20 protein-coding genes and 4 tRNA genes are annotated in these 25,853 nt (G+C 57.7%); 8 read left to right on the plus strand and 16 right to left on the minus strand.

What is annotated here, in order from left to right; translation table 11 throughout:
* Window positions 1–53: 53 nt before the first annotated feature.
* Window positions 54–1,016: a zinc-binding dehydrogenase gene (locus ACYZT7_RS23675; protein ID WP_462038444.1), complete on the minus strand. Its 963-nt coding sequence runs from the start codon at window positions 1,014–1,016 to the stop codon at window positions 54–56.
* 140 nt (window positions 1,017–1,156) lie between these two features.
* On the opposite strand from ACYZT7_RS23675, the gene ACYZT7_RS23680 reads away from it, so the two are divergent.
* Window positions 1,157–3,238, plus strand: a complete 2,082-nt coding sequence (locus ACYZT7_RS23680; protein ID WP_462038445.1) for a carboxy terminal-processing peptidase — start codon at window positions 1,157–1,159, stop codon at window positions 3,236–3,238.
* Window positions 3,239–3,386: 148 nt separating this feature from the next.
* Window positions 3,387–5,177 carry a bifunctional diguanylate cyclase/phosphodiesterase gene (locus ACYZT7_RS23685; RefSeq protein ID WP_462038446.1) on the plus strand — a complete coding sequence of 597 codons (1,791 nt, stop codon included), beginning with the start codon at window positions 3,387–3,389 and terminating at the stop codon, window positions 5,175–5,177.
* A gap of 135 nt (window positions 5,178–5,312) precedes the next feature.
* Here the strand turns inward: ACYZT7_RS23685 and ACYZT7_RS23690 are convergent, their stop codons facing one another.
* The 9 genes from ACYZT7_RS23690 to ACYZT7_RS23730 all read right to left on the minus strand — a co-directional run bounded on the left by ACYZT7_RS23690 (window position 5,313) and on the right by ACYZT7_RS23730 (window position 13,793).
* Complete coding sequence (locus ACYZT7_RS23690; RefSeq protein ID WP_462041896.1) at window positions 5,313–5,480, minus strand: hypothetical protein; 168 nt, start codon at window positions 5,478–5,480, stop codon at window positions 5,313–5,315.
* Window positions 5,481–5,822: 342 nt separating this feature from the next.
* Window positions 5,823–6,200, minus strand: a complete 378-nt coding sequence (locus ACYZT7_RS23695; protein ID WP_462038447.1) for a hypothetical protein — start codon at window positions 6,198–6,200, stop codon at window positions 5,823–5,825.
* Complete coding sequence (locus tag ACYZT7_RS23700; protein ID WP_462038448.1) at window positions 6,193–10,107, minus strand: RHS repeat-associated core domain-containing protein; 3,915 nt, start codon at window positions 10,105–10,107, stop codon at window positions 6,193–6,195. Before ACYZT7_RS23700 ends, ACYZT7_RS23695 begins: the two co-directional genes overlap by 8 nt.
* A gap of 19 nt (window positions 10,108–10,126) precedes the next feature.
* Window positions 10,127–10,855, minus strand: coding sequence for a hypothetical protein (locus ACYZT7_RS23705; RefSeq protein ID WP_462038449.1), 729 nt, complete (start codon window positions 10,853–10,855; stop codon window positions 10,127–10,129).
* Window positions 10,856–11,095: 240 nt separating this feature from the next.
* Window positions 11,096–11,503: an SEL1-like repeat protein gene (locus tag ACYZT7_RS23710; protein WP_462038450.1), complete on the minus strand. Its 408-nt coding sequence runs from the start codon at window positions 11,501–11,503 to the stop codon at window positions 11,096–11,098.
* Entirely contained in the window at window positions 11,504–11,875 is a 372-nt protein-coding gene (locus ACYZT7_RS23715) for a hypothetical protein (RefSeq protein WP_003223109.1), read from the minus strand.
* Entirely contained in the window at window positions 11,872–12,213 is a 342-nt protein-coding gene (locus ACYZT7_RS23720) for a helix-turn-helix domain-containing protein (protein ID WP_282381005.1), read from the minus strand. Before ACYZT7_RS23720 ends, ACYZT7_RS23715 begins: the two co-directional genes overlap by 4 nt.
* 114 nt (window positions 12,214–12,327) lie before the next feature.
* Window positions 12,328–12,783, minus strand: a complete 456-nt coding sequence (locus ACYZT7_RS23725) for a YkvA family protein (protein WP_449644113.1) — start codon at window positions 12,781–12,783, stop codon at window positions 12,328–12,330.
* A gap of 293 nt (window positions 12,784–13,076) precedes the next feature.
* Window positions 13,077–13,793: an FKBP-type peptidyl-prolyl cis-trans isomerase gene (locus tag ACYZT7_RS23730; protein ID WP_449644112.1), complete on the minus strand. Its 717-nt coding sequence runs from the start codon at window positions 13,791–13,793 to the stop codon at window positions 13,077–13,079.
* A gap of 269 nt (window positions 13,794–14,062) precedes the next feature.
* Between ACYZT7_RS23730 and ACYZT7_RS23735 the strand changes: the two genes are divergently transcribed.
* The gene (locus ACYZT7_RS23735) at window positions 14,063–15,865 is read left to right on the plus strand and encodes a di-heme-cytochrome C peroxidase (protein ID WP_462038451.1); all 1,803 of its coding nucleotides are present in this window, start codon (window positions 14,063–14,065) and stop codon (window positions 15,863–15,865) included.
* Window positions 15,862–16,995 carry a catalase family protein gene (locus ACYZT7_RS23740; protein WP_462038452.1) on the plus strand — a complete coding sequence of 378 codons (1,134 nt, stop codon included), beginning with the start codon at window positions 15,862–15,864 and terminating at the stop codon, window positions 16,993–16,995. Before ACYZT7_RS23735 ends, ACYZT7_RS23740 begins: the two co-directional genes overlap by 4 nt.
* A 140-nt stretch (window positions 16,996–17,135) precedes the next feature.
* On the opposite strand, the gene ACYZT7_RS23745 is transcribed toward ACYZT7_RS23740, so the two are convergent.
* The 4 genes from ACYZT7_RS23745 to ACYZT7_RS23760 form a co-directional block, all read right to left on the minus strand.
* Window positions 17,136–17,212 (minus strand) — tRNA-Asp (locus ACYZT7_RS23745).
* A gap of 18 nt (window positions 17,213–17,230) precedes the next feature.
* Window positions 17,231–17,306: transfer RNA gene (locus tag ACYZT7_RS23750), tRNA-Val, on the minus strand.
* A gap of 187 nt (window positions 17,307–17,493) precedes the next feature.
* Window positions 17,494–17,570, minus strand: a tRNA-Asp gene (locus tag ACYZT7_RS23755).
* A 19-nt stretch (window positions 17,571–17,589) separates the two neighbouring features.
* Window positions 17,590–17,665 (minus strand) — tRNA-Val (locus tag ACYZT7_RS23760).
* Window positions 17,666–17,824: 159 nt separating this feature from the next.
* Between ACYZT7_RS23760 and rdgC the strand changes: the two genes are divergently transcribed.
* Together rdgC and sugE are read left to right on the plus strand one after the other, a co-directional pair.
* Window positions 17,825–18,745, plus strand: coding sequence for a recombination-associated protein RdgC (rdgC, locus tag ACYZT7_RS23765; protein ID WP_282380997.1), 921 nt, complete (start codon window positions 17,825–17,827; stop codon window positions 18,743–18,745).
* Window positions 18,746–18,974: 229 nt separating this feature from the next.
* On the plus strand, window positions 18,975–19,289 hold the full coding sequence (sugE, locus tag ACYZT7_RS23770) for a quaternary ammonium compound efflux SMR transporter SugE (protein WP_027922462.1): 315 nt from the start codon (window positions 18,975–18,977) through the stop codon (window positions 19,287–19,289).
* Window positions 19,290–19,369: 80 nt separating this feature from the next.
* Here the strand turns inward: sugE and ACYZT7_RS23775 are convergent, their stop codons facing one another.
* Together ACYZT7_RS23775 and ACYZT7_RS23780 are read right to left on the minus strand one after the other, a co-directional pair.
* Entirely contained in the window at window positions 19,370–20,131 is a 762-nt protein-coding gene (locus tag ACYZT7_RS23775) for a TenA family transcriptional regulator (RefSeq protein ID WP_462038453.1), read from the minus strand.
* Between the two features lie 78 nt (window positions 20,132–20,209).
* Window positions 20,210–22,669 (minus strand): EAL domain-containing protein, encoded by a 2,460-nt coding sequence (locus tag ACYZT7_RS23780; protein WP_462038454.1) that lies wholly within the window; start codon window positions 22,667–22,669, stop codon window positions 20,210–20,212.
* 112 nt (window positions 22,670–22,781) lie between these two features.
* On the opposite strand from ACYZT7_RS23780, the gene ACYZT7_RS23785 reads away from it, so the two are divergent.
* Together ACYZT7_RS23785 and ACYZT7_RS23790 are read left to right on the plus strand one after the other, a co-directional pair.
* Window positions 22,782–24,554, plus strand: a complete 1,773-nt coding sequence (locus ACYZT7_RS23785) for a hypothetical protein (protein WP_462038455.1) — start codon at window positions 22,782–22,784, stop codon at window positions 24,552–24,554.
* On the plus strand, window positions 24,518–25,807 hold the full coding sequence (locus ACYZT7_RS23790) for a hypothetical protein (RefSeq protein WP_462038456.1): 1,290 nt from the start codon (window positions 24,518–24,520) through the stop codon (window positions 25,805–25,807). Before ACYZT7_RS23785 ends, ACYZT7_RS23790 begins: the two co-directional genes overlap by 37 nt.
* Window positions 25,808–25,853: the final 46 nt, after the last annotated feature.

A 25,853-nucleotide genomic window follows, 5' to 3' on the forward strand; every position in this document is an offset into this window, starting at 1 on the left:
AACCTGTGGGAGCGTGGCTTGCGAATCGCGGGCAAGCCACGCTCCCACAAGGTTCAGATCAGGCTTGGGTCGATCACCAAGACTAACTTCCCCGCCACCTTGTTAGTCGCCAACTCAGCAAATGCCGCTTCAGCATCCTTGATCGGGAAAGTCTTGGCCAGTTGCGGACTCAATCGCCCTTCGGCAATCAGCGGCCAGACATGCTGGCTCAGATCACTGAACAAATCCGCCTTGAACTGATCGTCGCGACTGCGCAAGGTCGAACCCAGCAATTGCACGCGTTTGGCGAGCACCTGCGCCAGATCCAGCTTCGCCTCACGTCCGCCCATCAGGCCGATCAACACCCAACGGCCGTCGCGGGCCAGCAGTTTCAGATTCAACGTCGCGTAGTTACCGCCGACCGGATCAAGGATCACATCGAACGGCCCCAGATCGCCCAAGCTGTCCAGATCCCCGGTGCGCACTACCCCGCCTTGTGCGCCCAGCGCTTCGCAGTAAGCCAAACGCTCGGCGGAACCGACGCTGACCCAGCACGGGTTACCAAACGCCTTGCACAGCTGAATGGCAGCTGAACCGATTCCACTTGCTCCGGCGTGCAGGAGAACTTTCTCACCCGGCTTGAGCGCAGCCAATTGAAACAAATTCAGCCAAACGGTCGCATACACTTCCGGCAACGCTGCTGCCTCAGCCAGAGACAAACCTTCGGGAACCGGCAACGCATGCCGTCCGTCGACAACTACCTCCTCGGCCATCCCGCCCCCGGCCAGCAAGGCGCAGACTCGGTCCCCGACCTGCCAGGACGAGCCCGGCCCCACCTCGCTGATCACCCCCGAACACTCAAGACCCAGTACCTGACTGGCTCCCGGCGGTGGCGGATAAAGACCCGCCTTCTGTAACAAATCGGCGCGATTGAGACCCGCAGCCGCCACTCGAATCCGAACTTGTCCTACATCGCAAGTAGGACTGGGTTCTTCCACCCACTCCACTTGACCTTCAACGCCTTGCAATGCTTTCACAGTGCCTCCATAGTGAGTCTGGACTGAGCCCGTAGCTGTAGCGCCGGGCTTTCTTGCATTTTTTGACCGGCCCTTTGTGGAACCGGCGACTTCAAAGACGGCCTAATATGCGTGATCAATTGTCCCCGCGTCGAATCAGCATGAAGCATTTTTTCCCCAGCACCGCCCTAGCTCTATTCATTGGTATCGGCCTGTTGCCGATGTCGACCAATTCGTTTGCAGCCAATAGCTGGGACAAGCTTCAGCCTGATCGTGACGAAGTGATCGCCAGCCTGAATGTCGTCGAGTTGCTAAAGCGCCATCACTACAGCAAACCGCCGCTCGATGACGCGCGCTCGGTGATCATCTATGACAGCTACCTCAAGCTGCTGGATCCGTCGCGCAGCTACTTCATGGCCAGCGACATTGCCGAATTCGACAAATGGAAAACCCAGTTTGACGACTTCCTCAAAAGCGGCGACCTGAACGCCGGGTTCACCATCTACAAGCGCTACCTGGACCGCGTCAAAGCGCGTCTGGACTTCGCCCTTGCCGAGCTGAACAAAGGCGTCGACAAGATCGACTTCACGACCAAGGAAACCTTGCTGATCGATCGCAAGGACGCCCCTTGGCTCAAGTCCACAGCAGAACTCGACGACCTGTGGCGCAAACGCGTCAAGGACGAAGTGCTGCGGATGAGGATTGCTGGCAAAGAGCCCAAGCAGATTCAGGAAACCCTGACCAAGCGTTACAAGAATCAATTGTCGCGCCTGGACCAGACCCGTCCGGAAGACATCTTCCAGGCGTACATCAATACCTTCGCCATGTCCTACGACCCGCACACCAACTATCTGTCGCCGGATAACGCGGAGAACTTCGACATCAACATGAGCCTGTCCCTCGAGGGCATCGGCGCCGTATTGCAGAGCGACAACGACCAGGTGAAAGTCGTGCGTCTGGTGCCGGCAGGCCCGGCCGACAAGACCAAGCAAGTCGCACCGGCTGACAAGATCATCGGCGTTGCCCAAGGCAACAAAGAAATGGTCGATGTGGTCGGCTGGCGTCTGGACGAAGTGGTCAAGCTGATCCGTGGGCCGAAAGGCACCGTGGTGCGCCTGGAAGTGATCCCGGCCAGCAACGCGCCGAACGACCAGACCACCAAGATCGTCCCGATCACCCGCGAAGCAGTGAAGCTTGAAGACCAGGCTGTGAAGAAGTCGGTCCTCAACCTGAAACAAGACGGCAAGGACTACAAGCTCGGCGTCATCGAGATCCCGGCCTTCTACCTGGATTTCAAGGCCTTCCGTGCTGGCGATCCGGACTACAAGAGCACCACTCGCGACGTCAAGAAACTGCTGACCGAGTTGCAAAAAGACAAAGTTGACGGCGTAGTCATCGACCTGCGCAACAACGGCGGTGGTTCCCTGCAGGAAGCCACCGAGCTGACCAGTCTGTTCATCGACAAAGGTCCGACCGTTCTCGTGCGTAATGCCGATGGTCGGGTCGATGTGCTGGAAGATGAAAACCCGGGTGCGTTCTACAAAGGCCCGATGGCGTTGCTGGTCAACCGCTTGTCCGCCTCGGCTTCGGAGATTTTTGCCGGCGCCATGCAGGACTACCACCGTGCATTGATCATTGGCGGCCAGACCTTCGGTAAAGGCACCGTGCAGACCATTCAGCCGCTGAACCATGGCGAACTGAAACTGACCCTGGCCAAGTTCTACCGGGTTTCCGGCCAGAGCACCCAGCATCAGGGCGTACTGCCGGACATCAATTACCCATCGATCATCGACACCAAGGAAATCGGCGAAAGCGCACTGCCTGAAGCCATGCCGTGGGACACCATCCGTGCGGCCATCAAGCCTGCGGTCGACCCGTTCAAGCCGTACATCTCGCAGCTTAAATCCGAGCACGAGGTACGCTCGGCCAAAGACGCGGAGTTCGTGTTCATTCGCGACAAGCTGGCCTTGGCGCAGAAACTGATGGGAGAAAAAACCGTCAGCCTCAATGAAGCTGATCGTCGTGCACAACACGCCGATATCGAAGCCAAGCAACTTGGCATGGAAAATATCCGTCGCAAGGCCAAGGGTGAAGAACCGCTCAAAGAGCTGAAGAAAGAAGACGAAGACGCGATCGCGGCCGAGCCAGACAAGACAAAACCAGAAGACGATGCTTATCTGAGCGAGACCGGGCGGATTCTGTTGGACTACCTGAAACTCAACACCGCGGTAGCCAAGCACTAAGTTGTTACTAGCAAGATGATGGCAATTTAATGCTGGCGCTCCCCGGAGCGTCATCAAACAGTCATCATTCTGTCGTGAAATACAGAACTGGGAGCCCTCTTTAACCAAGAGTGTGCTCCCAGTCCTTTTTTTATCGCCAGAGATCGCCATGACCACTACCGAACAGCTGAGTGCCTTGAGTTCCATACTGGCTCAAAGCGGTTTGCACAGCCTGTTCCAGCCGATCATTTGCCTCTCTGAGCGACGCATTCTCGGTTACGAAGCACTCAGTCGCGGCCCCTCCAACAGCCCGTTGCACTCCCCCATCGCACTGTTTGCCGTCGCCCGGCAGGCTGGCCGCCTGAGCGAACTGGAGATCGCTTGCCGTCAAAGCGCTTGCCGCCGCTTCAACGAACAACAACTTCCCGGCAAACTTTTCCTCAACGTTTCCCCGGAATCCTTGCTCGAAGCCGCTCACCAACCCGGTCGCACCCTGCAACTGCTGCAGGATTTCGGCATACCGCCGAGTCAGGTGGTGATCGAACTGACTGAACAGACCCCGACCGACGATTTCGAGCTGCTGCAAACCGCGCTGCATCACTATCGAGCGATGGGGTTTTCCATTGCTCTGGATGATCTGGGTGCAGGCTATTCGAGCTTGCGGCTCTGGTCCGAATTGCGTCCGGACTACGTGAAGATTGATCGACACTTCATCGATGGCATTCACCAGGACGCCCTCAAGCGCGAATTCGTTGGCTCTATCCTGCAAATCGCCAAGGCGTCGCGGGCGCAAGTGATCGCCGAAGGCATCGAGCTGTCGGAAGAACTCGCGGTGTTGACCGAGATGGGCGTCGACCTGGTTCAGGGTTATTTGCTCTGTCGGCCTCAAGAGCAACCGCCTCGGGATGCCCGAGCGATGATGCCAAAACATGACAGCTCCGCCGTGGCGCTGAATGACGAAGGCAGCGACCTCAGCGCACTGCTCAACGATCAACCGGCCGTGGCCCGCGACACCCCGACCGCCACGGTGCTGGAAGCCTTCCGCCGCCAAGCCAACCTGAACTCACTGGCGGTGCTCGACGAGCAAGGCCAGCCCTGCGGCATCGTCCATCGGCATTCGCTCTCCGACGCACTGCTCAAACCCTTTGCCACCGACCTGTTCGCCCGCAAACCGATCAGCCGCTTAATGAGCGACGACTTTCTCGCCGTTGAGATGAGCCAGTCGTTGCAACAAGTGAGTCGCCTGATCACCAGCCGCGCGCGGCAGCGCATCGAAGAAGACTTCATCATCACCCTCAATGGCGGTTATCTGGGGTTGGGCCGGGTTATCGATGTGCTCAAACTGATTACCGAACTGAAAATCCAGCAAGCCCGCTACGCCAACCCGCTGACCCTGCTGCCGGGAAACGTGCCGATCCAGCAATGCCTGACACGGCTGCTGCAACAGCAACGGGAATCGGTGATCTGCTACGTGGACATCGACAGTTTCAAACCCTTCAACGACTTCTACGGCTACGGCCGTGGGGACGAAGTCCTACTGTGCCTGGCGCAATGCCTGAATGATCGCGTCGACCCTTCCCGCGACTTCGTCGGGCATATCGGCGGCGATGACTTCCTGCTGGTACTCGGCCCGGAAGACTGGCGCAAACGTTTGAACCAGTTGCTGGACGACTTCCAGAGCCAGTGCCGACGTTTTTATCGCAGCGAACACCTGGAAGCTGGCTGCTTCATCGCCCCAAACCGTCAGGGTGTACGTCAGGAGTTTGCGTTGTTGTCACTGTCAATCGGCGTGGTGCATTTACATCCACAGGCCTGTGGACAACTCGATGCAAGTCAATTGGCGGAGATGGCCTCGCAAGCCAAGCACCACGCGAAAAATGTGCCGGGGTATAGCGTGCATGTGATTGATAGTCTGGCGATGCCAGAAGCTGAGGAAGCGTTGGTTGCCGGGCATCGGTGATCTGATCGTTCCCACGCTCTGGGAATGCCTCCAGGGACGCTCCGCGTTCCAGCCCCACCGCTGGTGTCCAGCCTGACACTGATGTGACGCAGAGCGTCACGGGCTGCATTCCCACGCAGAGCGTGGGAACGATCATCAAGCGCGGATTCGGTAGCTGGCCGCGTCGGCCAAGACATCGAGCGGTGCGCGGGTATCAACGAACAGGGTGGGCATGTCGTTGCAGTTACTGGTCAACGCCATGAAACGGTTTTCGGGGTGGGGGATTGGTTTTTCGTAGGGTGGATCGGGGTGAAGTGTTGGCATTTGAAACCTTCCGATGAAAATAGGAGCTGCCAAAAGCCTTCCTACAGGCTTGAGTGGCAGCTATACGCGGGGTAGGAATACCGAGCATCGGAAACTCGACCACGCCGAAGCGTGCCCGCGCACAGCCGCCGCAACAGATCTTACGGACGCACATTGACGGCCGCAAATCAGGTTTCGAACGCTAATGCGTTACCGATGCTAATACCGGGTTCCTACACCCCATCACTGAATTTCAATGACCAGCAAAGGCTATCGATTGAACGCATACCGCGCCAGTTCATGGAAACCACTACAACTTGAAGGAAACTTCCGACGACCTTGCCCGGAAATTTCGCACCTCAATTAGAACACCACATCAATTCGCTCCACCTTGAGTTTTACGAATTTTTCATTGAGTTCTGGAAAGTCGTAGTGGATTTCCTGATCCGTAAAGTCAACGAAGGATCGGAAAATACTTCCATCCAGATACCCGTACAGGGTGCATGAGAACCCGTCGCCCGTCATTTCAATCGGCGTGCCAGTTGTTTTTTCTATAGCGACAATAAAATCGTCATCAGGAAGGACGATTTCGAATTCCACTTCGTAGGATTCTCCCACTTCGATTTTTTCAGGACAGTGGCTCGCAAAGCATTTAACTTTTACACCGTTAACGAGCAATAAAATCTCTTCTTCGACGATTTGATCTACTGCCAGTAAAACCGCAGCATACTTATTAGTCATTCGTGGGCCTCAATACTTTGTCGTGAGAATCACCATTTATAGTTCTCCAAAATTCCTTTCCACTCTTCGTATGCAAAGTCGTTATTTCCTGCTTATTGTTTGTGCCCACAAACGCGAATTTAGTCTCCCCTCTTCGATTATTTCCCATTAACTGCAAATATCCCGCGCGAATCTCGCCTTTATATTGGTACTCCACACGAGTACCTTTATTCATAACATCACGAGCTATTAGCAAATACTCCTCCCTGCTCATAGCCTTAAATTCTGCGCCATGTTTTTCATAATGCCCAACAAGCTTTTCTTCGCTACCAAAATCCTGAGGGCGTGATTTCGGCTGTGGGACCTTTGGCTCACCTTGTGCGACCGTGGCGCTGGCAACTTCATCCGGCGCCTGACACCCTGGCTTATTCGGCGGCGGACAACTCCCGCTCAACCCCAACGGATCAACCCACCCCGTCGGATTCGGCGTGTACTGATACTGGTTCAGCCCACCCGTTAACTTGATCGGATCCGGCGTCAGGTACCGACCCACCTGCGGATCATAGTACCGATGCCGGTTGTAGTGCAGACCGCTTTCGGCATCAAAGTACTGACCCTGAAACCGTAACGGCTGCTCGAGCTGCTCGCCCCCACCCAACGCCAGGCGCGTGACCTTGCCGTAGGCGTTGTACTTCGCCGACCAGACAATCTCGCCACCAAAATCGGTCAGTTCCTGCGGCGTGCCGAGGTGATCGAGTTGGTAGTAGAACGGACAGGCCTTGCGTGGGCCTTTGCCGTCGAGCATGGCCAGTGGGAGGAAGCTGCCCGGTTCGTAGAGGTAGCTGCGATAGTGCTCGCGGCTGCTTTCGGCGACGAGGTGGTCGCCTTGCCAGAAGAACTCGGTGGTGTTGCCGTCGACGGTTTTGCTGATGCGACGGCCGAAGGCGTCGTAGCGGTAGCTGGCGCTGCGGCCATCCGGAGTGGTGACGCCGACCAAGCGGTGTTGGCCGTCGTAACGGTATTCGGTGACGAGTTTTTGCGCGGTGCCACGGCGTTCGCGGATCAGGTTGCCGAAGGCGTCGTAGTCGTAGTGGCGGTCACCTTGCATCAGCAGGCGGTTGCCTTTGACGGTCGCGGCACCGGGGCGGTCCTGCATCAGCAGGTTGCCGGCCGGGTCGTGGGCGAAGGTTTCCGCTGGGTCGTCGCGGGTGTGGCGAACGCGGGTCAGGCGGTTGAGTGGATCGTACTGATAGCTGCGCTGGCCGTGGCGGGTGTCGGCGATGCTGTCGAGACTTCCGTTGGCGCCGTAGGCATAGTCGCGGCGATACAGCGCTTGGTGCTGTTGACTGACAGCGTGGGCCTTCAATCGGCCCTGATCGTCGTAGGCATATTCGCTGAGCAGTTGCCCCTGCTGGCGTTGCTGTTCGCGGCCGAAGGCGAATTGGTGGGTCGTGAGGCGCGCGCCGTTGAGGTCGATGGCCGTCAGCGCGCCACCCTTGGCGTGGTGGTAATCGAGTTTGCTGCCGTCCGGCAGGCGCAGGCGATTGAGCTGACCGCAGGCGTCGTAGCCATAGCGCAGGGTGCCCCAGCCCTGATGTTCGGTGATCAGGCGGTCCTGCTGGTCGTACTCGAATTCCAGCGGATGATCGTGGCCGTCGTCGACGCTGATCAGGCGACCGAGGCTGTCGTAGCGGTATTCAACCTTGATGCCGTCGGGCAGGGTTTTAAGCAGTAGGCGCCCGGCCGAATCCCGCTGATAAGCAGTCACCAGCTGCGAGTCGTCATCACCGAACTCGGTTTTCTCCAGCAGATGGCCGTTGAGGTCGTAGGCATACGCCGTGCGCTGGCCGTCGAAGCCGGTTTCCTGTCGGATCAGGCCGTTGGCCGTGTAGTCCAGCTGATATTTTTCGCCGGATTCGTTTTCGATTTCCGTGAGCAACAGCTGGGCGTTGTCGTAGCGATAACGCAGTTGCGTTCCGTCAGGGTTGATCCGGCGGCTGACCAGGTGCAGGTCATCGACGTATTCGTAACGCGTGACGCGGCCCAGTTCATCGCGTTCGGCGGTGATTCCGCCGTAGGCGTTGTAGCTGAAGGCGCGGCTGGCGCCTGTGGGCAGCGTCGTCTGGATCAGTCGGCCAACGGCATCCCATTGGTACTGGGTGACGGCGCCGTGTTCGTCCTGACGGGTAATCTGCCGCCCCATCGCATCGTAGGAAAACCGCCGCTGGCCACCGTCCGGCAAGGTTTCTTCGAGCAGTTGCCCTAAGGCGCTCCAGACGAACAGATGCCGGCTGTTGTCCGGGTAACGGATCGACAGCAGCTGGCCTTTGTCGTCGTAGTGATAGTGGCTGACATGCCCGTCGGGATCGGTCGCTTCGGTGATAGCGCCCTGAGCATTGCGCTGATAGGTCCATACCGCTTTGCCGCGATACCGTGCGTGCAGGAAACCGTTGCGGTACTCGTAGGCCGTCGGTTCGTCTTCCGGCGGAATCAGCGCGACCAGCCATCCGAATTCGTCGTAATGGTATTCAGTGACGGCACCCAGCGGATCCTGCTCGGCAATCAACCGCCCTTGGTCGTCGTAGGCCTTGAGGTGTTCGCCGCCATCCAGTTCGACCTTGCGCACCAGCCGCGCGCGGTCGTCGTGGACGTAAACCTCTTCGCTGCCGTCGACGTTCTGAACGGTGACACTGCCCTGGTCATCCCAGACATACCGCGCGTCCATCTGCGAAAACGACGCCCAGTGGTGGATGCATCGGGCCGCCTTGCCGGACCTTTCCCACGCCCAGAAGAAACTTGCCCCACCGGCCAGTTGTCGCTGCAGGATGACGTGCTGATCGTCGTAGTCGTAACGCTCGCTTTCACCGGCGGCGTTGGTCGCTTCGATGAGTTGTGAGCGTTCGTCGTAGCGATAACTGACCAGCGTTAGCTCAGTTTTCCAGGCCTCATCGAGAGTCTGCGCCGGGATAAAAACCTGATAGTCGACGGCGGCTAGATGGCTGCGGTCATAGCGCAACAGCAAGGCGCGGCCGGCGCCGTTGTCGAGGCGTTTGATCCGGTCCTGACGGTCGCGGGTGATGCGCAGGCGGTTGTCGTAAGCGTCGCTGATGGTTGTCAGTCGGCCGTTTTGAAAGTGATAGAACCGCGTGTCGTCACCCGCTTGGGCGAGGATCAGTTCTTCGGGTTGATCGCCGAGATAAATCGCCGCGCGCGACAGGCTGTTGTGGATCGCCGGGCGTTCGCGGTTGGGTAGCGGGAAAGTGGTGCGACGGCTTTCGTGGTCGATCCAGATGACGTGGTCGCCGTCGATTTCCAGTCGATGGGCAAGGCTGTGACTCCAGCCGAAACCGAGGCCGATATCGATCTCGGCCGCACTGGTGCGATAGAGCCGGGTGAAATCGAACGGCAGGATGCCATCCAGCGCACCGTCGATGAGGGTCAGCAGTTCTTCGCCGGTGACCATCGACACCGGGCATTTGTTGGTGGCGGTTTTATCCGCGGAATCGGCACTGTCGCCGTTGGGGTTTGTTGCCTGCTTTGGAGAGTCGTCGTGGTGTTCGTCTTTTTTCAGCGTGGTGTTCTTGCGGCCATTCCAGCGTAGTTGTATGCGACCTTGTTTCAGCCCCGCAGCCACACCGCGCGCGGCGACCGTTTTGTAGCGGTCGACGTAGGCCATGAAGCTGTTGATGATCGTGAAGATCGCTTTGACGAGGCCCAGTACGGCGTTGACGATCCGGTTGCCATAATTGGCAAGACGCATACCCAGATAGGCAATGCCCGCACCTGCACCGGCGAAAGTCAGGACAACCCCGATCAGAATGTCGATGAGCAACTGCACTACTACCGTCGACACAGCCTCGGCGGTTTTGCCGGCGATCTCGCCGGGCGGCAGCATGTCCAACCAGAGGCTGGCGGTGCGTAACAGCAAACACAGCGCCGCTTCATTGCTAGCCAGCAGCTGGATTTTTTGCCATCGTTGCCGGAAATTCTTCTGCCAACTCGGCCAGTTGGTCGGCACCACTCCCCAAACGCTCAACGAACTTGCGCGGATTCTGAAGAATGTCCGAGAGCAGGCTGAAGCTGTCCCACACGCCCACGATCGCCGCCCAGCTCCCTGCGAGCATTCCGTTACCCGTCGCAGCAAAAGTCGACTGGGACCACTGCGGTTTAAACCCTTCCCACTCTTTGCGCAGCCAGCCGTCCAGCTCTTTGGTCAGGCCGTCGTAAGAGGAGAAAAGATCATCGATTTGAGTCGGGGTTACTTCATTCTGGACATGAACGCGATAGAACTTGCCGGGAGTGCCTTCGAACTGCCCCTTACCGTTTTCATCGAGCGTGACAGACGTACTCTCGCCACCCTCAACAGCAATCACATCGACCTGAATATTCCCCAACGGAATGTCATAGACCGATTCAAACTTGCTCTCGATCTGCAGAATCCGATTGGCAGGGCACTGCGCAACGCTCGAGAAAAAGTCCTCATCGCCACTGCTCACCGCAGTGGTGGTATTACCAAGCTTTATGAGCCGTTCCATGCCCATCAGCGACGGCAAATCAGCGACACGGCTGGCCTTATCCGCCGCTTGGTTAAACCAACGCTTGAGTTGTTCGCGGTAGAGGGACAGGGTGTCCGCAAAACCGTCGAGCTCCTGCTCGATGCGGGCGATGTGCTCCATCAGCGCACCGAACGGCATGAAGTGGAGTGAAAAACCGGGTCAAACATGAGCAATCCCTCGCGCAGAAAATGGAGCGCGCGAGACTTTGCGGGGGATCAATCAAGAATGAAGTCAGGGAAGTAGGATATGGATGTAGGGCAAATCCCTAATTGACGATCACCGAATGACAAGCAGGCAGAAACGCAAACGTGGCGGGAGGTCTCCCTCACGCCACGTTTGTTTAGCAGACAACGATGAGGGTTATTGCGAAGATCCGCGAGACGCCAACTCTTTAAGCTTGATCTCCGCCAACGGATGCCCGGCCTTCGCCGCCATGCCCCACCAGCGAGCCGCGTCAATCGGATCCGGTGCCTTGCTCGGCGTCCCCGCCAAACTGATCACGCCCACCTGATACGCCGCTTTGCCATCCCCCGCCAACGCCGCCAGGCGCAGCAATCGAACGCCTTCCTCACGAGCCCCAATGCCAACGCCGCGAAAGGTCAGGATGTGGCCATAGAAGCTTTGCGCGCCAACGTCACCCAGATTGGCCATACGGGCGAACTGGCCTTCGAGCCAACTCCAGCCGCGCGGCTGTCGCACGAACCACGACCAGTGAAACAATCGGCGGGCCAGCCAGTAACCGGCCCGCGCCTTGAGCTTTAAAAACACTCAGGCCTCCGCCGATTCCGGGTACTCGTATTCGAACACGCGCACCACTTCCGAGGCGTGCCACGAGGCGGCAGCGACGCCGTCGGACGGCCCGGAGAAACGCCCCAGACGTTCGACACATTCAAAGAAACCGGTGCGCGGCAAGCGGCTGGCACCCTGGCTGATCACCAGCGAGCTGCGCAAAGGCTGCTCGGCCTTGGCGTCCAGCGCGGCCAGATGCTCAAGGGCGGCGGTCAGGGTTTGCATGGCCGGCGTGGGCAGTTGCAAACGTTCGAGCAACGCCCGGTATGTCAGCAGATGGCGCTGACGGCGCGCCTGATCCAGTTCACCCAGCAACCCGTCCCAATGTTGACGACTGATGCGTACGCTCACGATTCATCCCTCCATCCTGGCACCGTCAATTCCCAGGCCAGGCTGCGGCGAATCGCAGCGTCGGGTTGACGCTCGCCACTTTCGATCAAGGCCAGATAAGACGGGCTGATGCCTACCGTGCGGGCCAGCGCCTCGATGGCGATGCCCTTCCCTTCGCGCAAACTGCGTAGTTGATCCAGACCCGGAAGAATCTGGTCTGGTGTTGCCGCGTGACGCTCTGGGGCGACCTGCGGCGGTTGTTCGTTGATGCCTGCTGCTTTCAGTAGAGCCTGATACTGAGCCCACGGCAGAACCGCATATTCGGGCTCGCCTTCGCGTGTAATTATCTGAATATCCATGACTACCCCGTAGGACAACAACACTTAGCGAGTCGGCACTTTTCCCTAGAAGTGTAATCCTAACAGCGGCCAAGGTCGCGGGGGGCATCAATCTGTGGATGAGACTGAATCAACTCAGTTTTTTTTCGGCGCTTGAAGCTGCAGTTGTTCCGGGGTATCGGGCAGGCGCTCAACCACTGCGAGCTTCTCCGGCAGCTGACGATTGCGCCAGGCGCGGAAGGCGTTGAGTTCATCGTCGAGGACTTTCATCAACCAGGCCAGCACCGCGATGTCATCGAGCATGCCGAACACTGGAATGAAGTCCGGAATGGCATCCAGCGGGCTGAGGAAGTACATCAGGCCTGCCACGACCGAGATCAACGCCTTCGGGCTAATGGCCCGGTACTCGCCGCGCCAGTAAGCCAGGCAGAGTGCCTGCAACAAGCGCAGATCGTCTTTCAGTTTGCCCAGCCGGTTGCCTTGGCTGGCACCCTTGCTGGCCACCGCGAACAGGAGCGTCGGCAAACGTCCACGCGCGAGCAGCCGACCGGCCAGAGGCAGGAAACGAGCGAAATTCCAAGGCGTTTTCATCATTCCTCCCACTGAAATGTTATCCACACAAATTGTGGATAACCTTGTGAACAGAGCTGCTTTTCACGGCTGAAAGCCCCGTTTCATAAGGGCTTAACTCAGATCGGGCGTTTTTTACTCACATAAAAAAACCCAAGATTTCATTGACTTGGCGCTCTGGCGCGGATAGCACAAGCGTCCTCAATGGCTATGACTCCAGCCTACAGCATCCGTTCGCTTTGTTTACCTTCGCTGAACGCCAGATGCAACAACGCCCCGCATAAGCGAGGCGTTGTTTTTTGAGCAGACGCCGGTTACTTGGCAGTAGCGTCTTGTTTTGCTGGATCCTTGATCGCCAGCAATTCCAGGTCGAATACCAGCACCGAGTTGGCTGGAATCGCCGGGCTTGGGCTTTGGGCGCCGTAAGCCAGTTCGCTAGGGATGTACAGTTTGTACTTCTCGCCAACGTGCATCAGTTGCAGGCCTTCGACCCAACCCGGAATCACACCGCTGACCGGCAGGTCGATCGGGCTACCACGCTCGACGGAGCTGTCAAACACGGTGCCGTTGGTCAGGGTGCCGGAGTAGTGAACAGTCACTACGTCGGTCGGCTTAGGCTGTGCGCCCTCAGCTTTCTTCACCACTTCATACTGCAAGCCCGAAGCGGTGGTGGTTACACCGGCTTTCTTGGCGTTGTCTTCGAGGAATTTCTTGCCGGCGGCTGCCGACTCTTCGCTCATTTTGGCCATACGCTCTTCAGCACGCTTTTGCAGTGCTGCGAAGGCTTCGACCAGTTCGTCATCCTTCAGCTTCTGTTCTTTCTTGCCGACGGCATCTTCGATGCCTTGTGCTACGGCCTTGGAGTCCAGGTCATCCATGCCTTCCTGAGCCAGGCTCTTGCCCATGTTCAGGCCAATCCCGTAGGAAGCTTTTTGCGCCGGGGTTTTCAGCTCTACGCTGGTCTGCGAATCACAACCCGCAAGTACCAGGCTAACCAGGGCCACCGCCGCCGCCAACCGATGCTGTTTCATGCTATTTCCTTGTTCATGCGCCTAAAGGGCAATCGAATAAAGCCGCGAGCTTATCAGGCGGCCACGACCAATGGCTACCGGCATGAGAGCAGGATACTTCTGATAAGTTCAGGTGTATTAACGCATTTCGGGAATGGGATGATGAAGCCTCTGTCATCTTGCGCTCATAGAAACAGGAATCGGATACCACAGCATCTGGCGTAATGGCCACTTGCCGCACCTCTGGTGTTGAGGCATAAGGGAGTTATAAACCGACAAGGATGTTTAACTTGCGCCTCTTCTTCCGTTTGCTGGTTGTGCTCGCAGTGCTGCTCGGGCTGGGCCTCGCCGTGGTGCTGTACTACGTTGCCAACCCGAAACTGCCGACCTGGTCACCCGCGCAACAACTGCATTACCTGGAGCAATGGAGCGCCGCGGACCGCCAGACCTACTATTTCACTCCGCAGGGCACCCAGGTCAAAGGCTTGCGCTATGACTGGTTCAAAGCGCTCGAACTGCCGTTTTCACAACAGAGATTCGCCGCTCCCGAATACCTCGCCCGCTTCGGTTTCCTGATCGATCCCGGCCAGAAGCCCACGCCGAACAACCCCGGCAATCTGCCCGTGGGTTTTGCCCGTCATCAGAACCCTGGAAGCCAGGACGAGTTTCTGGACATCACCTGCGCTGCCTGCCACACCGGCGAACTGCGTTTTAACGACCAGGCCGTGCGTATCGATGGCGGTTCGGCGCAGCACGTTCTGCCATCCAGCGTTCCTACGTTGCGCGGCGGCAGTTTCGGGCAAGCGCTGGTGGCCAGCCTGACGTCGACTTACTACAACCCGTGGAAATTCGAACGTTTCGCACGCAACGTGCTGGACCAGGACTACGATGCCCAGCATCAACAGCTGCGCAAAGACTTCAAAATATCTCTCGACACCTTCTTGAAGGTGGCCTGGAACGACACCCATCGCGGGCTCTACCCGACCGCAGAAGGCCCCGGCCGCACCGACGCTTTCGGGCGCATTGCCAACGCCAGTTTCGGCGATGCAATCTCCCCCGCCAACTATCGGGTGGCCAACGCTCCGGTCGACTATCCGCAGTTATGGGACATGTGGACCTTCGACTGGGTGCAGTGGAACGGTTCGGCGCAGCAGCCGATGGCCCGCAACATCGGCGAGGCGTTGGGCGTTGGCGCCACGCTGAACTTCTTCGACAGCAATGGGCAGCCACTCAAGGGCGACAACCGTTATCCATCCAGCGTCCGGGTGCGCGATTTACACCTGATCGAAGAAACCCTGCAGCGACTCAAGCCGCCAGCCTGGCCGGAAGAATTGCTGGGCGCGGTCGACAAACCCTTGGCCGCCAAAGGGCGCGCGTTGTTTACAGAAAACTGCGCAGGCTGCCATGTACCGCGCGTGACGCAAAGCGACGGGCGATCCGTGCAGCACCTGAAAATGCTCCCGGTCGAGGTCATTGGCACAGACCCGGGGGCCGCCAACAATATTGCCGACCACCGTTTCGATCTGACCGCCTTGCAGTGGGACCCGGCAGAGCTGGCGCAACTGGACGTCCAACCAAAGCCCACCGAACCACTGGACCTGAGCAAGCTTTCAGTGGCCAAAGGTCTGGCCTACGTCACCGCATTTGTCGAAAATCGCGCGTATCGCGAGGCCAACATTACCCCAGCCGAGCGACCGGAGATGGATGGCTTCGGCCTGCCGATTGGCGTGCGCGAGTTACGTGCCTACAAGGCCCGGCCGCTGGCGGGTGTGTGGGCGACCCCGCCGTTTCTGCACAACGGTTCGGTGCCAAGCATCTATCAACTGCTCTCGCCCCAGGATGAACGCGCAACCACCTTCTACAAAGGCACTTTCGAGTACGACCCGAGGCATTTGGGTTATCGCACCGAAGCCTTTACCAACGGCTTCGTGTTCGACACCCGCATCACCGGCAATCACAACAGCGGTCACGAGTTCCGCGCAGGCAAGCGGGGCAACGGCGTTATCGGCCGCTTGCTGCAACCCCAGGAGCGCTGGGCGTTGCTGGAATATCTGAAAGTGTTGGGCGGACCATTGGAGTCACAATTGCCATGAGCATTCTCTGGTTGCGCCTTGGCGCCTTTCTCGGCAAGACCCTGCTTTGGTTGCTGGGTCTTGGATTGTTTGGCTGGGCGCTGTCCACGGCGTGGTTCGCCTGGCAGCACAGCGGCCCGGTGTCGGCTGAAGAGCTGATCCCGGCCGGCGAAGCGGCAATGACCCAGGACATCATCCAGACGGCCGTGCGCATCGTCGACCAGCACCGTGAAAGCACTCGCTACCTGCGCGATGCTCATGCCAAGGCTCATGGCTGCGTGAAGGCCGAGGTTCAGGTGCTGCCGGAGTTGGCGGGTGACTTGCGTCAGGGTGTGTTCAGCGAACCCGGCAAAACCTGGCAGGCGACGATGCGCTTATCCAACGGTAATGCTTACCCGCAGTTCGACAGCATCCGCGATGCTCGGGGCATGGCGATCAAGTTGCTCGATGTGCCGGGCAAGCAACTGCTGGACGACCAACAGCGTCGCGGTGAACAGGACTTTGTGATGTTCAGTCATCCGAACTTCTTCGTCAGCGATGTCGCCGAGTACCGTCAGAATGTAGCCGCACAGGCTGACGGCAAGAAGCTGATGGCGTTCTTCCCGGGTTGGGACCCGCGGACCTGGCAGGTTCGCCACCTGTTTATCGCGCTGGCGACACTGTCACCCGCCCCGGAAAGTCCGACCCAGACGACTTACTTTTCAGTTTCGCCCTACAAATTCGGCGAATCCAATGCCAAGTTCCGCGTCATGCCCGATCCGGCAAGCTGCCCGACCTACACCCTACCCGCGCAAAACCAGAAGTTACCGAACTTCCTGCGCAATGCGCTGAACCAGCAACTGTCGGCCGACCGGATGCCGGCCTGTTTCGTCCTGCAGATACAACGCCAGGACCCGGCCAAGTACATGCCGATCGAAGACACGAGCATAGAGTGGCAAGAAAGTGATGCTCTGTTCGAGACCGTGGCGCGGATCAAAGTACCCGCCCAGGACTTCGATACACCTGCGCTGAACGTGCAATGCGACAACCAGTCGTTCAACCCTTGGTTTAGCCTTGAGGCTCATCGCCCCATTGGCGGCATCAACCGATTGCGCAAAGCCGTGTATGAAGCCGTTAGCGATTACCGCCACAGTCGCAACGCCGAACAATAAGAAGGCAGAACGAGAAAAGCGACCCGAAGGTCGCTTTCTCAGTGGAGCCCCGGAAGAAGCCAAACCCCAGACAGCAAAAAGCCCGCATTAAGCGGGCTTTTTGTAGTGACCTGGCGTTCAGCGTTCCAGGTTACCGAATATGGCGCAGCGGACGGGACTCGAACCCGCGACCCCCGGCGTGACAGGCCGGTATTCTAACCGACTGAACTACCGCTGCGCGTAACATTGAAAGTAGTGGTGGGTGATGACGGGATCGAACCGCCGACATTCTGCTTGTAAGGCAGACGCTCTCCCAGCTGAGCTAATCACCCTTTACCTTCGTTGCGAGGCGCATTGTGTCACAGTTTTTCATAACATGTTGATTTAATTGATAAATTTATCAAAAAATTCTGAAAACCCGTAAACGATGCACCCTGCAGGAACTACGGACAGAAAAAAACCCGCGTTAGCGGGCTTTTCCGTGGTGACCTGGCGTTCAGCGTTCCAGGTTACCGAATATGGCGCAGCGGACGGGACTCGAACCCGCGACCCCCGGCGTGACAGGCCGGTATTCTAACCGACTGAACTACCGCTGCGCGTAACACTAAAAGCGAATGGTGGGTGATGACGGGATCGAACCGCCGACATTCTGCTTGTAAGGCAGACGCTCTCCCAGCTGAGCTAATCACCCTTCACTTTCGGTGTGGCGCGCATTCTACGGAGCGACTTCACCTCTGGCAAGCACTTTTTAAAATAATTTTTCAGGCCTTCCAAAGGCTTAGAGAAGGGTTGGCCTATGGCGCCGCGAAGAGAATAATGCCCCCCTTTGTATAAAGGAGAGACTCGCCCCATGTGGTTCAAAAACCTGCTTATCTATCGCCTGACCCAAGATCTGCCTTTTGATGCCGAGGCGTTGGAAACTGCACTGGCCACCAAACTGGCGCGTCCCTGTGCAAGCCAGGAGTTGACCACCTACGGTTTCGTCGCGCCATTTGGCAAGGGCGAAGATGCTCCGCTGGTGCACATCAGCGGCGACTTCCTGCTGATCGCCGCGCGTAAAGAAGAGCGCATTCTGCCGGGCAGCGTCGTGCGTGACGCGGTGAAGGAAAAGGTCGAAGAGATCGAAGCCGAACAAATGCGCAAGGTCTACAAAAAGGAACGCGATCAGATCAAGGATGAAATCATCCAGGCCTTCCTGCCGCGCGCCTTTATTCGTCGTTCGTCAACTTTCGCTGCCATCGCGCCGAAACAGGGCCTGATCCTGGTCAACTCGGCCAGCCCGAAACGTGCCGAAGACCTGCTGTCCACCCTGCGTGAAGTGATCGGCTCGCTGCCGGTACGTCCGCTAACCGTGAAGATGTCCCCTACCGCGACCATGACTGAATGGGTCACCACCCAGAAAGCCGCGGACGATTTCTTCGTGCTGGACGAGTGCGAGCTGCGTGATACCCACGAAGACGGCGGCATCGTGCGTTGCAAGCGTCAGGACCTGACCAGCGAAGAAATCCAGTTGCACCTGAGCACCGGCAAAGTCGTCACTCAGCTGTCGCTGGCCTGGCAAGACAAGCTGTCTTTCGTTCTTGACGACAAGATGGTGGTCAAGCGCCTGAAGTTTGAAGACCTGCTGCAAGACCAGGCGGAACAGGACGGTGGCGAAGAAGCCCTCGGCCAACTGGACGCCAGCTTCACCCTGATGATGCTGACCTTCGGCGACTATCTGCCGGCGCTGGTTGAAGCGCTGGGCGGCGAAGAGACTCCGCAAGGGATCTAAAGCCTTGTGATCTCTACGGTGGGAGAGAGCTTGCTCGCGATAGCGGACTTACTGGGTACTGATTTTCGCCGTCGTGGATCGGGAAACATGCCCAGCAGGCTGTCGACTGATCCGAAAACTTGATCCCTGGGTTAATGATGGGCACTCTATTGCGCAACGCGAGGACGACCTCGCGGCTCGATCGAGTCATTAATCTGGGGACGACCCCGTCAATCGATGGAGGTCTCTCATGTCCTGGATCATTCTTTTTTTCGCCGGCCTGTTCGAAGTTGGCTGGGCCGTCGGCCTGAAATACACCGATGGCTTCAGCCGCCCTCTCCCCACCGCATTGACCGTGGCCGCCATGGCCATCAGCCTTGGCTTGCTGGGTCTTGCCATGAAGGAATTGCCGCTGGGCACGGCCTATGCGATCTGGACGGGTGTGGGTGCAGTCGGGACAGTGATCGCCGGAATCATTCTGTTTGGCGAATCCATGGCGCTGTTCCGGCTGGCCAGTGTGGCGCTGATAATAGCCGGGCTGGTTGGCCTGAAGGTCAGCGCCTAGTCATTTGCAGGTGCCACTAAAAAGCCCCCCCCTGTCGATACGGACAGGGGGCGCGGCTTTTTCAATACAGTGATAACGGATCAGCTTTCGGCCAGCGCCCTACGCTCACGCGCGACCGGGACCTTTTGCGCATGCTCAAGCTGCATGCAACGCTCCAGGAACAGGAACATGTAGTCGTAGCTTTTGCAAACTGCCTGACGCAATTCCACTTGCAGGGATTTGCTTGGGTTCATGCCCGCCAGCGTGCAGATGATTTCCAGTGCTTCCCACGGATGGGCATCGTCGTACTGGGCATGCATCTTCAACCACTTCATGGCCCGCTTGCGATCTTCCTCCGGGAACGATGCCGCGTAGACGCCATTGGAACAGACCAGCGCCGACCACTCCCCGGTCGCACCTTCAATGGCGTAGTTGGTGGCGGCAATGGCAACGATCAGCGAATCCGAAGAACTGGTGTGCCAACACCAATGGCTCAAAGCATGAAGTTCAGGGGCAACCTGTTGCGCTTGCAGATCTTCCAGGCTGACACCGTGAGCACGGCTCCAGTGCACCCAGTAATCGGCATGGTTCAATTCGACGCGAATGTTGCGCATCAGCCAGCGACGCGCCATGTCTTCGCCCGGGTGGCGGGCAAAGCGGGTCTTGGTCAGGTTCTGTGCCATATATAACGCGAACTGTTCGACTACCGGCCAGCCACCAATCAGGTACTGGCGCATGGTCTTTGCGCTGAGTTTGTTGTCACGCAGACGCTGATACAGTTCGTGTTCGACAACCCGGCGTTTGCTCTCGCTGCAATCCTGGATCAGGCGCTGAGCCCAGGCGGGGTAACTTGCGGCTTCCATGAGGGGTCCGGTTCGGTTGAATGTGTCGATCACTGTCGAGCTCCTTTTGATTGTGATTATAAGGATCACCAAGAGATTTCAACGGAACGTGCCAGGCGTCTTGAATAACAAAGGCTGAGGCCTGGCAGGACGACTTTGTAAACTGTCGCAGGTAAACGGATGCGGGCGTTCAATAACATACCCTTGAGCGTAATCCACCCCGATCTCCAGCAATGCCTGCTCGATCTGGGGTGTTTCAACAAACTCGGCAATTGTACGTTTACCCATAACATGACCGATGTGATTGATCACTTCGACCATGGCGCGGTTAATCGGGTCGTCCAGCATATCCTTTACGAAACTCCCGTCGATCTTCAGGAAGTCTACAGGTAAATGTTTCAAGTAGGCGAATGAGGACATTCCGGCGCAGAAGTCATCCAACGAGAAGTGACAACCTAAACCTTTGAGTTCATTAATAAATCTAACTGCACTTCCAAGATTGGAAATTGCACTGGTTTCAGTGATTTCAAAACAAATCATTTCAGGCGGTATGGAGTAAGTAACAAACTGTTCACGCAGGAAGTCCAGAAATGCGTCATCTCCGATAGTTGTGCCTGACAGATTAATCGCACACATGGCTAACGGCCCTTTGTGCTTTTCGGCAATGCATTGGGCAATGATCTTGAATACGTTCTGCACAACCCAGCGGTCAAGGGACGTCATCAGTCCATAACGTTCGGCAGCCGGAATAAAACTATCGGGCAGAATCATGCGCCCGGCTTCGTCATGCAGGCGCAACAGAATTTCGATATGTCCGCCGCCCTTTTCGATATGGCCCAGCGGTGCAATTTCCTGGGCGTACAGACAGAAGCGGTTGTCTTCCAGCGCCATGTGCAAGCGCTGCACCCAAGCCATCTCGCCGAAGCGCAGGGACAGTTCCGAATCGTCAGCGTGATAGACCTGAACCCGATTGCGACCCTTTTCCTTGGCCATGTAGCAGGCCATGTCGGCAGCGCGCAGCGAGACTTCAAGGGTGGTCGGGTTCTGAGCGACGTGAACCAACCCGATGCTCACCGTGGTCACGAACGGTCGGCCTTTCCAGACGAAGTGCAGGTTTTGCACGGTCTGACGCAAGCCCTCGGCGATTTTCTCAGCGGCTTCCGGGGCGCAGTTCTGCAGCAGGATGCCAAACTCGTCGCCACCCAGCCGAGCCAGGGTATCGCCTTCGCGCAAACCGGATTGCAACAGGGCGCAGATATGGCGCAGTAACTCGTCACCCGCGGCATGGCCGCAGGTATCGTTAACCAGTTTGAACTGATCCAGATCGAGGAACATCAGCGCATGGCGCCCCGACTGCCGCGCCAGGTTGTGCAGCGCCTGTTCCAGGCGATATTCGAATTCGCGGCGATTGGCGAGCCCGGTCAAGGCGTCATGGGTCGCCTGCCAGGACAAATTCGCAATGTACTGCCGCTCCTGGGTCATGTCGTGCATTACCAGCACTGTGCCGCTGACCTTGCCAGCGTTGCGGATCGGCGCACCGACCAGGGTAACCGATACCGTGCTGCCATCCAGACGCTGGATCAATTTGGAGTGTTCGCTGCCACCGCTGAGCTGTCCGCTCAAAATGTGCTCGATCAGCGTAAAGCCATCGGCCTGAGCGCTCTCGTCCAGCAAATTGAACAGTGCCGCCAGCGGCAACCCCGTCGCCTGTTCCGCCTTCCAGTGCGTCAACGCCTCGGCGGCCGGGTTCATGTAGGAAATTGCGCCTTCGACATCCGTGGTGATCACGCCATCGCCAATCGATTGCAGGGTGATTTGCGCCCGGTCTTTCTCCAACTGCAGCGCGTCGGCGAAGGCATGGCGCTGCTTGAGCAGTTTGTGCGTGCGCATCAGGGCCAGGACAATCAAGCCCAGGGCGGTGGCGAGGTTCGTCACCAGCAGCAAACGCAAAATCACCCGCGAGCCTTCGCCCAAGGCATCGCTGAAGGCCTTCGCCGCCGGCGTCACTTCATCGTTGATGGCGAAAATCTGATCCTTCCAGCGCTTGATATCGCTCTCGGAGGCCTGACTGACAGTGATGAGCTGGTGCATTTCCCGTGCAACATCATCAAGACGCACCAGGTACGCGTCGCCCACTGTCCAGAGGTCGATGGCTTTCTCGAGGTAAGTGAAGTGCCGGAAATTGAGGTACAGCCAGATCACGCTGGAGACGTCGTCCGGGTGATTGCCACCCTTGAGGATCGCCCTTCGTGCCGCCTCGATATTCGGCGGCTGATGGTCCAGCGCCACGCGCAACTCGTGACCCCCTTGGGGCACGGCAATGGCGTTCTGGTATTTAAGAAAAATGCTCTCGTCGCGACTGTCGGCGTAGAGATTGAGGTAATAGATGGCATCTTTCTGGCCCTTGGACCACAGGCTTTCACCCGCCACGTAGCCGCGCACCGCCGACAGAACGTACAGGCTGACACCGCCCAGCAGGGCCTGAAACAGCACGACGGCGATGAATGGCCAGACGATGCCCAACAACCGTGGCGTTCCGAGAGTCCGCGTTTGATTCATGAGGTCCCTTGCATTAGCACTGCTAGATCGTCTTCCGGACGAAATCGCTATAGCTAGACTAGGGGGCGTTTTCGCTCCCGGCAAGCGGACAGATCGCGTCCGGCAATTTCAATTGGCAGCGGCGCAGACAACGCGCACTGGGGGACAGCTCGACGCTTGGAGTGCAAAAACCGCGACCCGTAATAACTATGTACCGCCACAAGCAGCTTCAGGTGCTCAAGACTGGCGCCTTTCCTACCTGAAGATGCCAATTGATATGACTTCCATTCCCCCTGAAGTAACCGCATCACAACAACCTCAAGGTCAAATGGCGCAACACGACGCCTTGCCGGCCGAACGTCGACATAGCAACCCTTTGGGTTTATCGGTAAACGAGCTGGAAGAATGGCGGGCGGCGGCCGCTTTAAAGCTCGAGAGTGGCAATGACCTTTTACAGTTGAGGCGAGGCCCGCCCCCACAAGACCTGGCGCTGTTCGAAAGTGTCAAACGAGTGTCCGCCAATCCCGACCGCGTGGATGTGCATGCACTGCACGACCGGATCATCCGGGAAGAAGTGATCCTTGCCGTTCAGGATTTTTTACCGGAAAAAACCTCCTCACCCTTTAGTTATCTCGCCGGACATGTTCTTTCGTCGCGGACTATCGAGCAGATCAAGGCAACACCCACTGTTTTTTTACAGAGGATTCTACAAACCGCCGAAGCCGAAACGCTGGGCCGTTCACTTTTAAAGGCCATTGATTGGTACGGAGGCAATCAGGGTGAGGAAACATCACCCACCATCCGCACCCAATTGACCGCCCGGGCCTTACAGCTTTGGCTGAACCGGCCCGACAGTGAATCCCCCGTCTGCGTAGCCGGTTACGACTTGCGGACCGCCTCGATCCAGGGAAAAAGCTATCAGACCATCGAGTCCGAATTTGTAGTCCATCTGATCAAGTCCGGACGGGCAGCCTCGGAAAAAGAAGCCGTCATCATTTCGCGGTTGTTTCTGCCCCGATTTCCGAGCGAATTTCGCGTCAGAGACATTCCGCCCACGCTTCGATACTGCGGTTCTGTCGTTTGGGTGAATTTTGTCAACGGCGTGAACCTTATTCAGGCGACAGATGCGCAAGCGTTGGACCAGATGACATTCCAGCAGTTGGTCAATCTGCCGATCGAGACCTCGAGGGAGGCGTCGCCCGAACAACTGGAACTCCTTACCCTGACAAGGATTGATCCGGCCCTTGCCTGGGCGATAACCCAGGGTGAAGTAGCTCATCGCGACGATGGGAATTATTCGGATGATGAGATTGAACACGCGCTGTGCTGCCTCGACCGGCACACGGACGAACTGACGAAAGCCGTCCTGCAACTTGATCAGCACCCCCCAAGCCGGCTCGATATGGCGAAAGCGCAGGTGGAACGCATCTTTGGCAAAGGCAGCTTCAGTTCCGACGGGAAAAAACTTGCCTGGAAAATCTTTCTCGACCCGAATGGTTTTCGCGACACTCCCGTGCTCAGAGGCAAAGAGTACGACTATTACAGCTTCGTTGATATTTACGCCTCGGGCCAATTCGACAATAAGAAAACCTGGACCATTACCGAGAATGACGGCCGCACCGTTACTCCCCAGAAAATGCTGCTGGAGGACAGAAAAATAAGAGTCTCGCCCCCCTGGAAATTGCCCAATTCCATTTTATTCCTGTCTCCCCACTTCGCCATAAAGACCTGCCATTCGACTGGGACGCTCACTCATCGGGGACCGTCCCGAAGAGCAATGCGTCTTGCCAGGCCATCATCGAAAAGCTGGGGGACACGCTACCGGCCACAGCCTCCGGGTCTTCAAGCGCACAGAACGCTCCCACTACATTGTCGTCGGAGCGAACGAAAGCCATCAGCCACCTGATCGCGACTGAGCTTCTATATGTCGACCCCAAGGCGCTGAGAAAGGCCGCTAACGGGCAAACCGTATTCGAACGCAAAGAAGCGCAAGATAAAAAAATCCTCGACCTTGTGAAAATTTTCGTTCCGTTCTGGAACAGCATCGAAGACCTGGCCTCCGGGGATCGCCGCCGAGTCATCAACGGTGTGTTCGGCGTGTTTGCTGACCTGGTCGCGTTCTTGCTGCCCCTCGGCAAGTTTGCTTCCGGCTCCGTGGCGTTACTGAGAGCGGGAGGCCAGTTTACGGTTTTCGCTCGTCTGAACACGTTTGGAACGCTGACAAAGCGTTTGCTGACATCCAGCCTACGAGCACTTTTGCCCCTTGATGGGCTTCCGCAACTGTTGCATCCACTGGGTAAAGCCATCGTCAAATTAGGCAGGTCCGGCATCTTCAGGTCCAAGATGCTGATCGGCAAAGCCGCCCGGTATGACGTGCTGCGCAGCCTGCCGGATACCCAGGACGCTGGACGATGGAGGCCGCTGGCAGCCACGGATGAGTTGGTCACGTTCAAAGGGGTCGATGATGTGCCCGTGCGTCAGATTCGCACGGGTGCTGAACCCCACTACCGTCTGCTGGACCCGAAGACGTCCAGACCTTACGGGCCGGCATTGAAAAACGATGAACTGATACGAGGTCGATCTCATTACCGGAGCCTGGAAACCAGCGGCGATCACGTGCTCGTCGAACTGCCGGAAAACGTCCGGGCGCGAGAACTGCTCGAAGTTGATGGCAGGACAACGCTGCTGCTTGATGACGTGCCCTATAGACTGCACGAAAACACGTTACGCCGCGCTGACCTTGTGGAGGTCGGATACACGGCGCTGCCATGCCGAGTGCGTCGCGCCCCTGGAGCGGTATGCACCACGAGTTTCGTCACGAGGCCGCCGGCGGCCCCTCCGCTTCCCGCCGAGCGATTCGACGACACCAAAGGCTGGGCGCTCTGGTTCGGTGACACGATTTACACCCCGGCCGGCGGCCGCGCCCCGATGAAAGCGGCCTCCTTTGCCAAACGCGATCACCTCACCTCGACCATCGAATTTCGCAAGGGCATTTATGCACGCGTCAAAGTCAACGTGCCGGAGCAGGGTCTTGACGATACTTTTCAGGTGGGCGCGATTATCTGCCCGTCCAGGGACGGCTCGAAACACTATGTGTTTACACGCCTCAACGCGGGAGACTTTTACGTGGCCGAACGCGGCGCGGGCCAGAGTCTGTAAGACGGCCTGCTGTCCCTCAAGAAAGCAGATACCCTTGCCGACGAAC

Source organism: Pseudomonas sp. RT4P38 (genome assembly GCF_054897765.1).

Bases quoted from the DNA above. Each gene is read 5' to 3' on its own strand.
- ACYZT7_RS23680 (WP_462038445.1), top strand. From the start codon at position 1,157: ATGAAGCATTTTTTCCCCAGCACCGCCCTAGCTCTATTCATTGGTATC.
- ACYZT7_RS23685 (WP_462038446.1), top strand. From the start codon at position 3,387: ATGACCACTACCGAACAGCTGAGTGCCTTGAGTTCCATACTGGCTCAA.
- ACYZT7_RS23690 (WP_462041896.1), bottom strand. From the start codon at position 5,480: ATGCCAACACTTCACCCCGATCCACCCTACGAAAAACCAATCCCCCAC.
- ACYZT7_RS23695 (WP_462038447.1), bottom strand. From the start codon at position 6,200: ATGACTAATAAGTATGCTGCGGTTTTACTGGCAGTAGATCAAATCGTC.
- ACYZT7_RS23705 (WP_462038449.1), bottom strand. From the start codon at position 10,855: ATGGAGCACATCGCCCGCATCGAGCAGGAGCTCGACGGTTTTGCGGAC.
- ACYZT7_RS23720 (WP_282381005.1), bottom strand. From the start codon at position 12,213: ATGGATATTCAGATAATTACACGCGAAGGCGAGCCCGAATATGCGGTT.
- ACYZT7_RS23725 (WP_449644113.1), bottom strand. From the start codon at position 12,783: ATGAAAACGCCTTGGAATTTCGCTCGTTTCCTGCCTCTGGCCGGTCGG.
- ACYZT7_RS23730 (WP_449644112.1), bottom strand. From the start codon at position 13,793: ATGAAACAGCATCGGTTGGCGGCGGCGGTGGCCCTGGTTAGCCTGGTA.
- ACYZT7_RS23740 (WP_462038452.1), top strand. From the start codon at position 15,862: ATGAGCATTCTCTGGTTGCGCCTTGGCGCCTTTCTCGGCAAGACCCTG.
- rdgC (WP_282380997.1), top strand. From the start codon at position 17,825: ATGTGGTTCAAAAACCTGCTTATCTATCGCCTGACCCAAGATCTGCCT.
- sugE (WP_027922462.1), top strand. From the start codon at position 18,975: ATGTCCTGGATCATTCTTTTTTTCGCCGGCCTGTTCGAAGTTGGCTGG.
- ACYZT7_RS23775 (WP_462038453.1), bottom strand. From the start codon at position 20,131: ATGGAAGCCGCAAGTTACCCCGCCTGGGCTCAGCGCCTGATCCAGGAT.
- ACYZT7_RS23780 (WP_462038454.1), bottom strand. From the start codon at position 22,669: ATGAATCAAACGCGGACTCTCGGAACGCCACGGTTGTTGGGCATCGTC.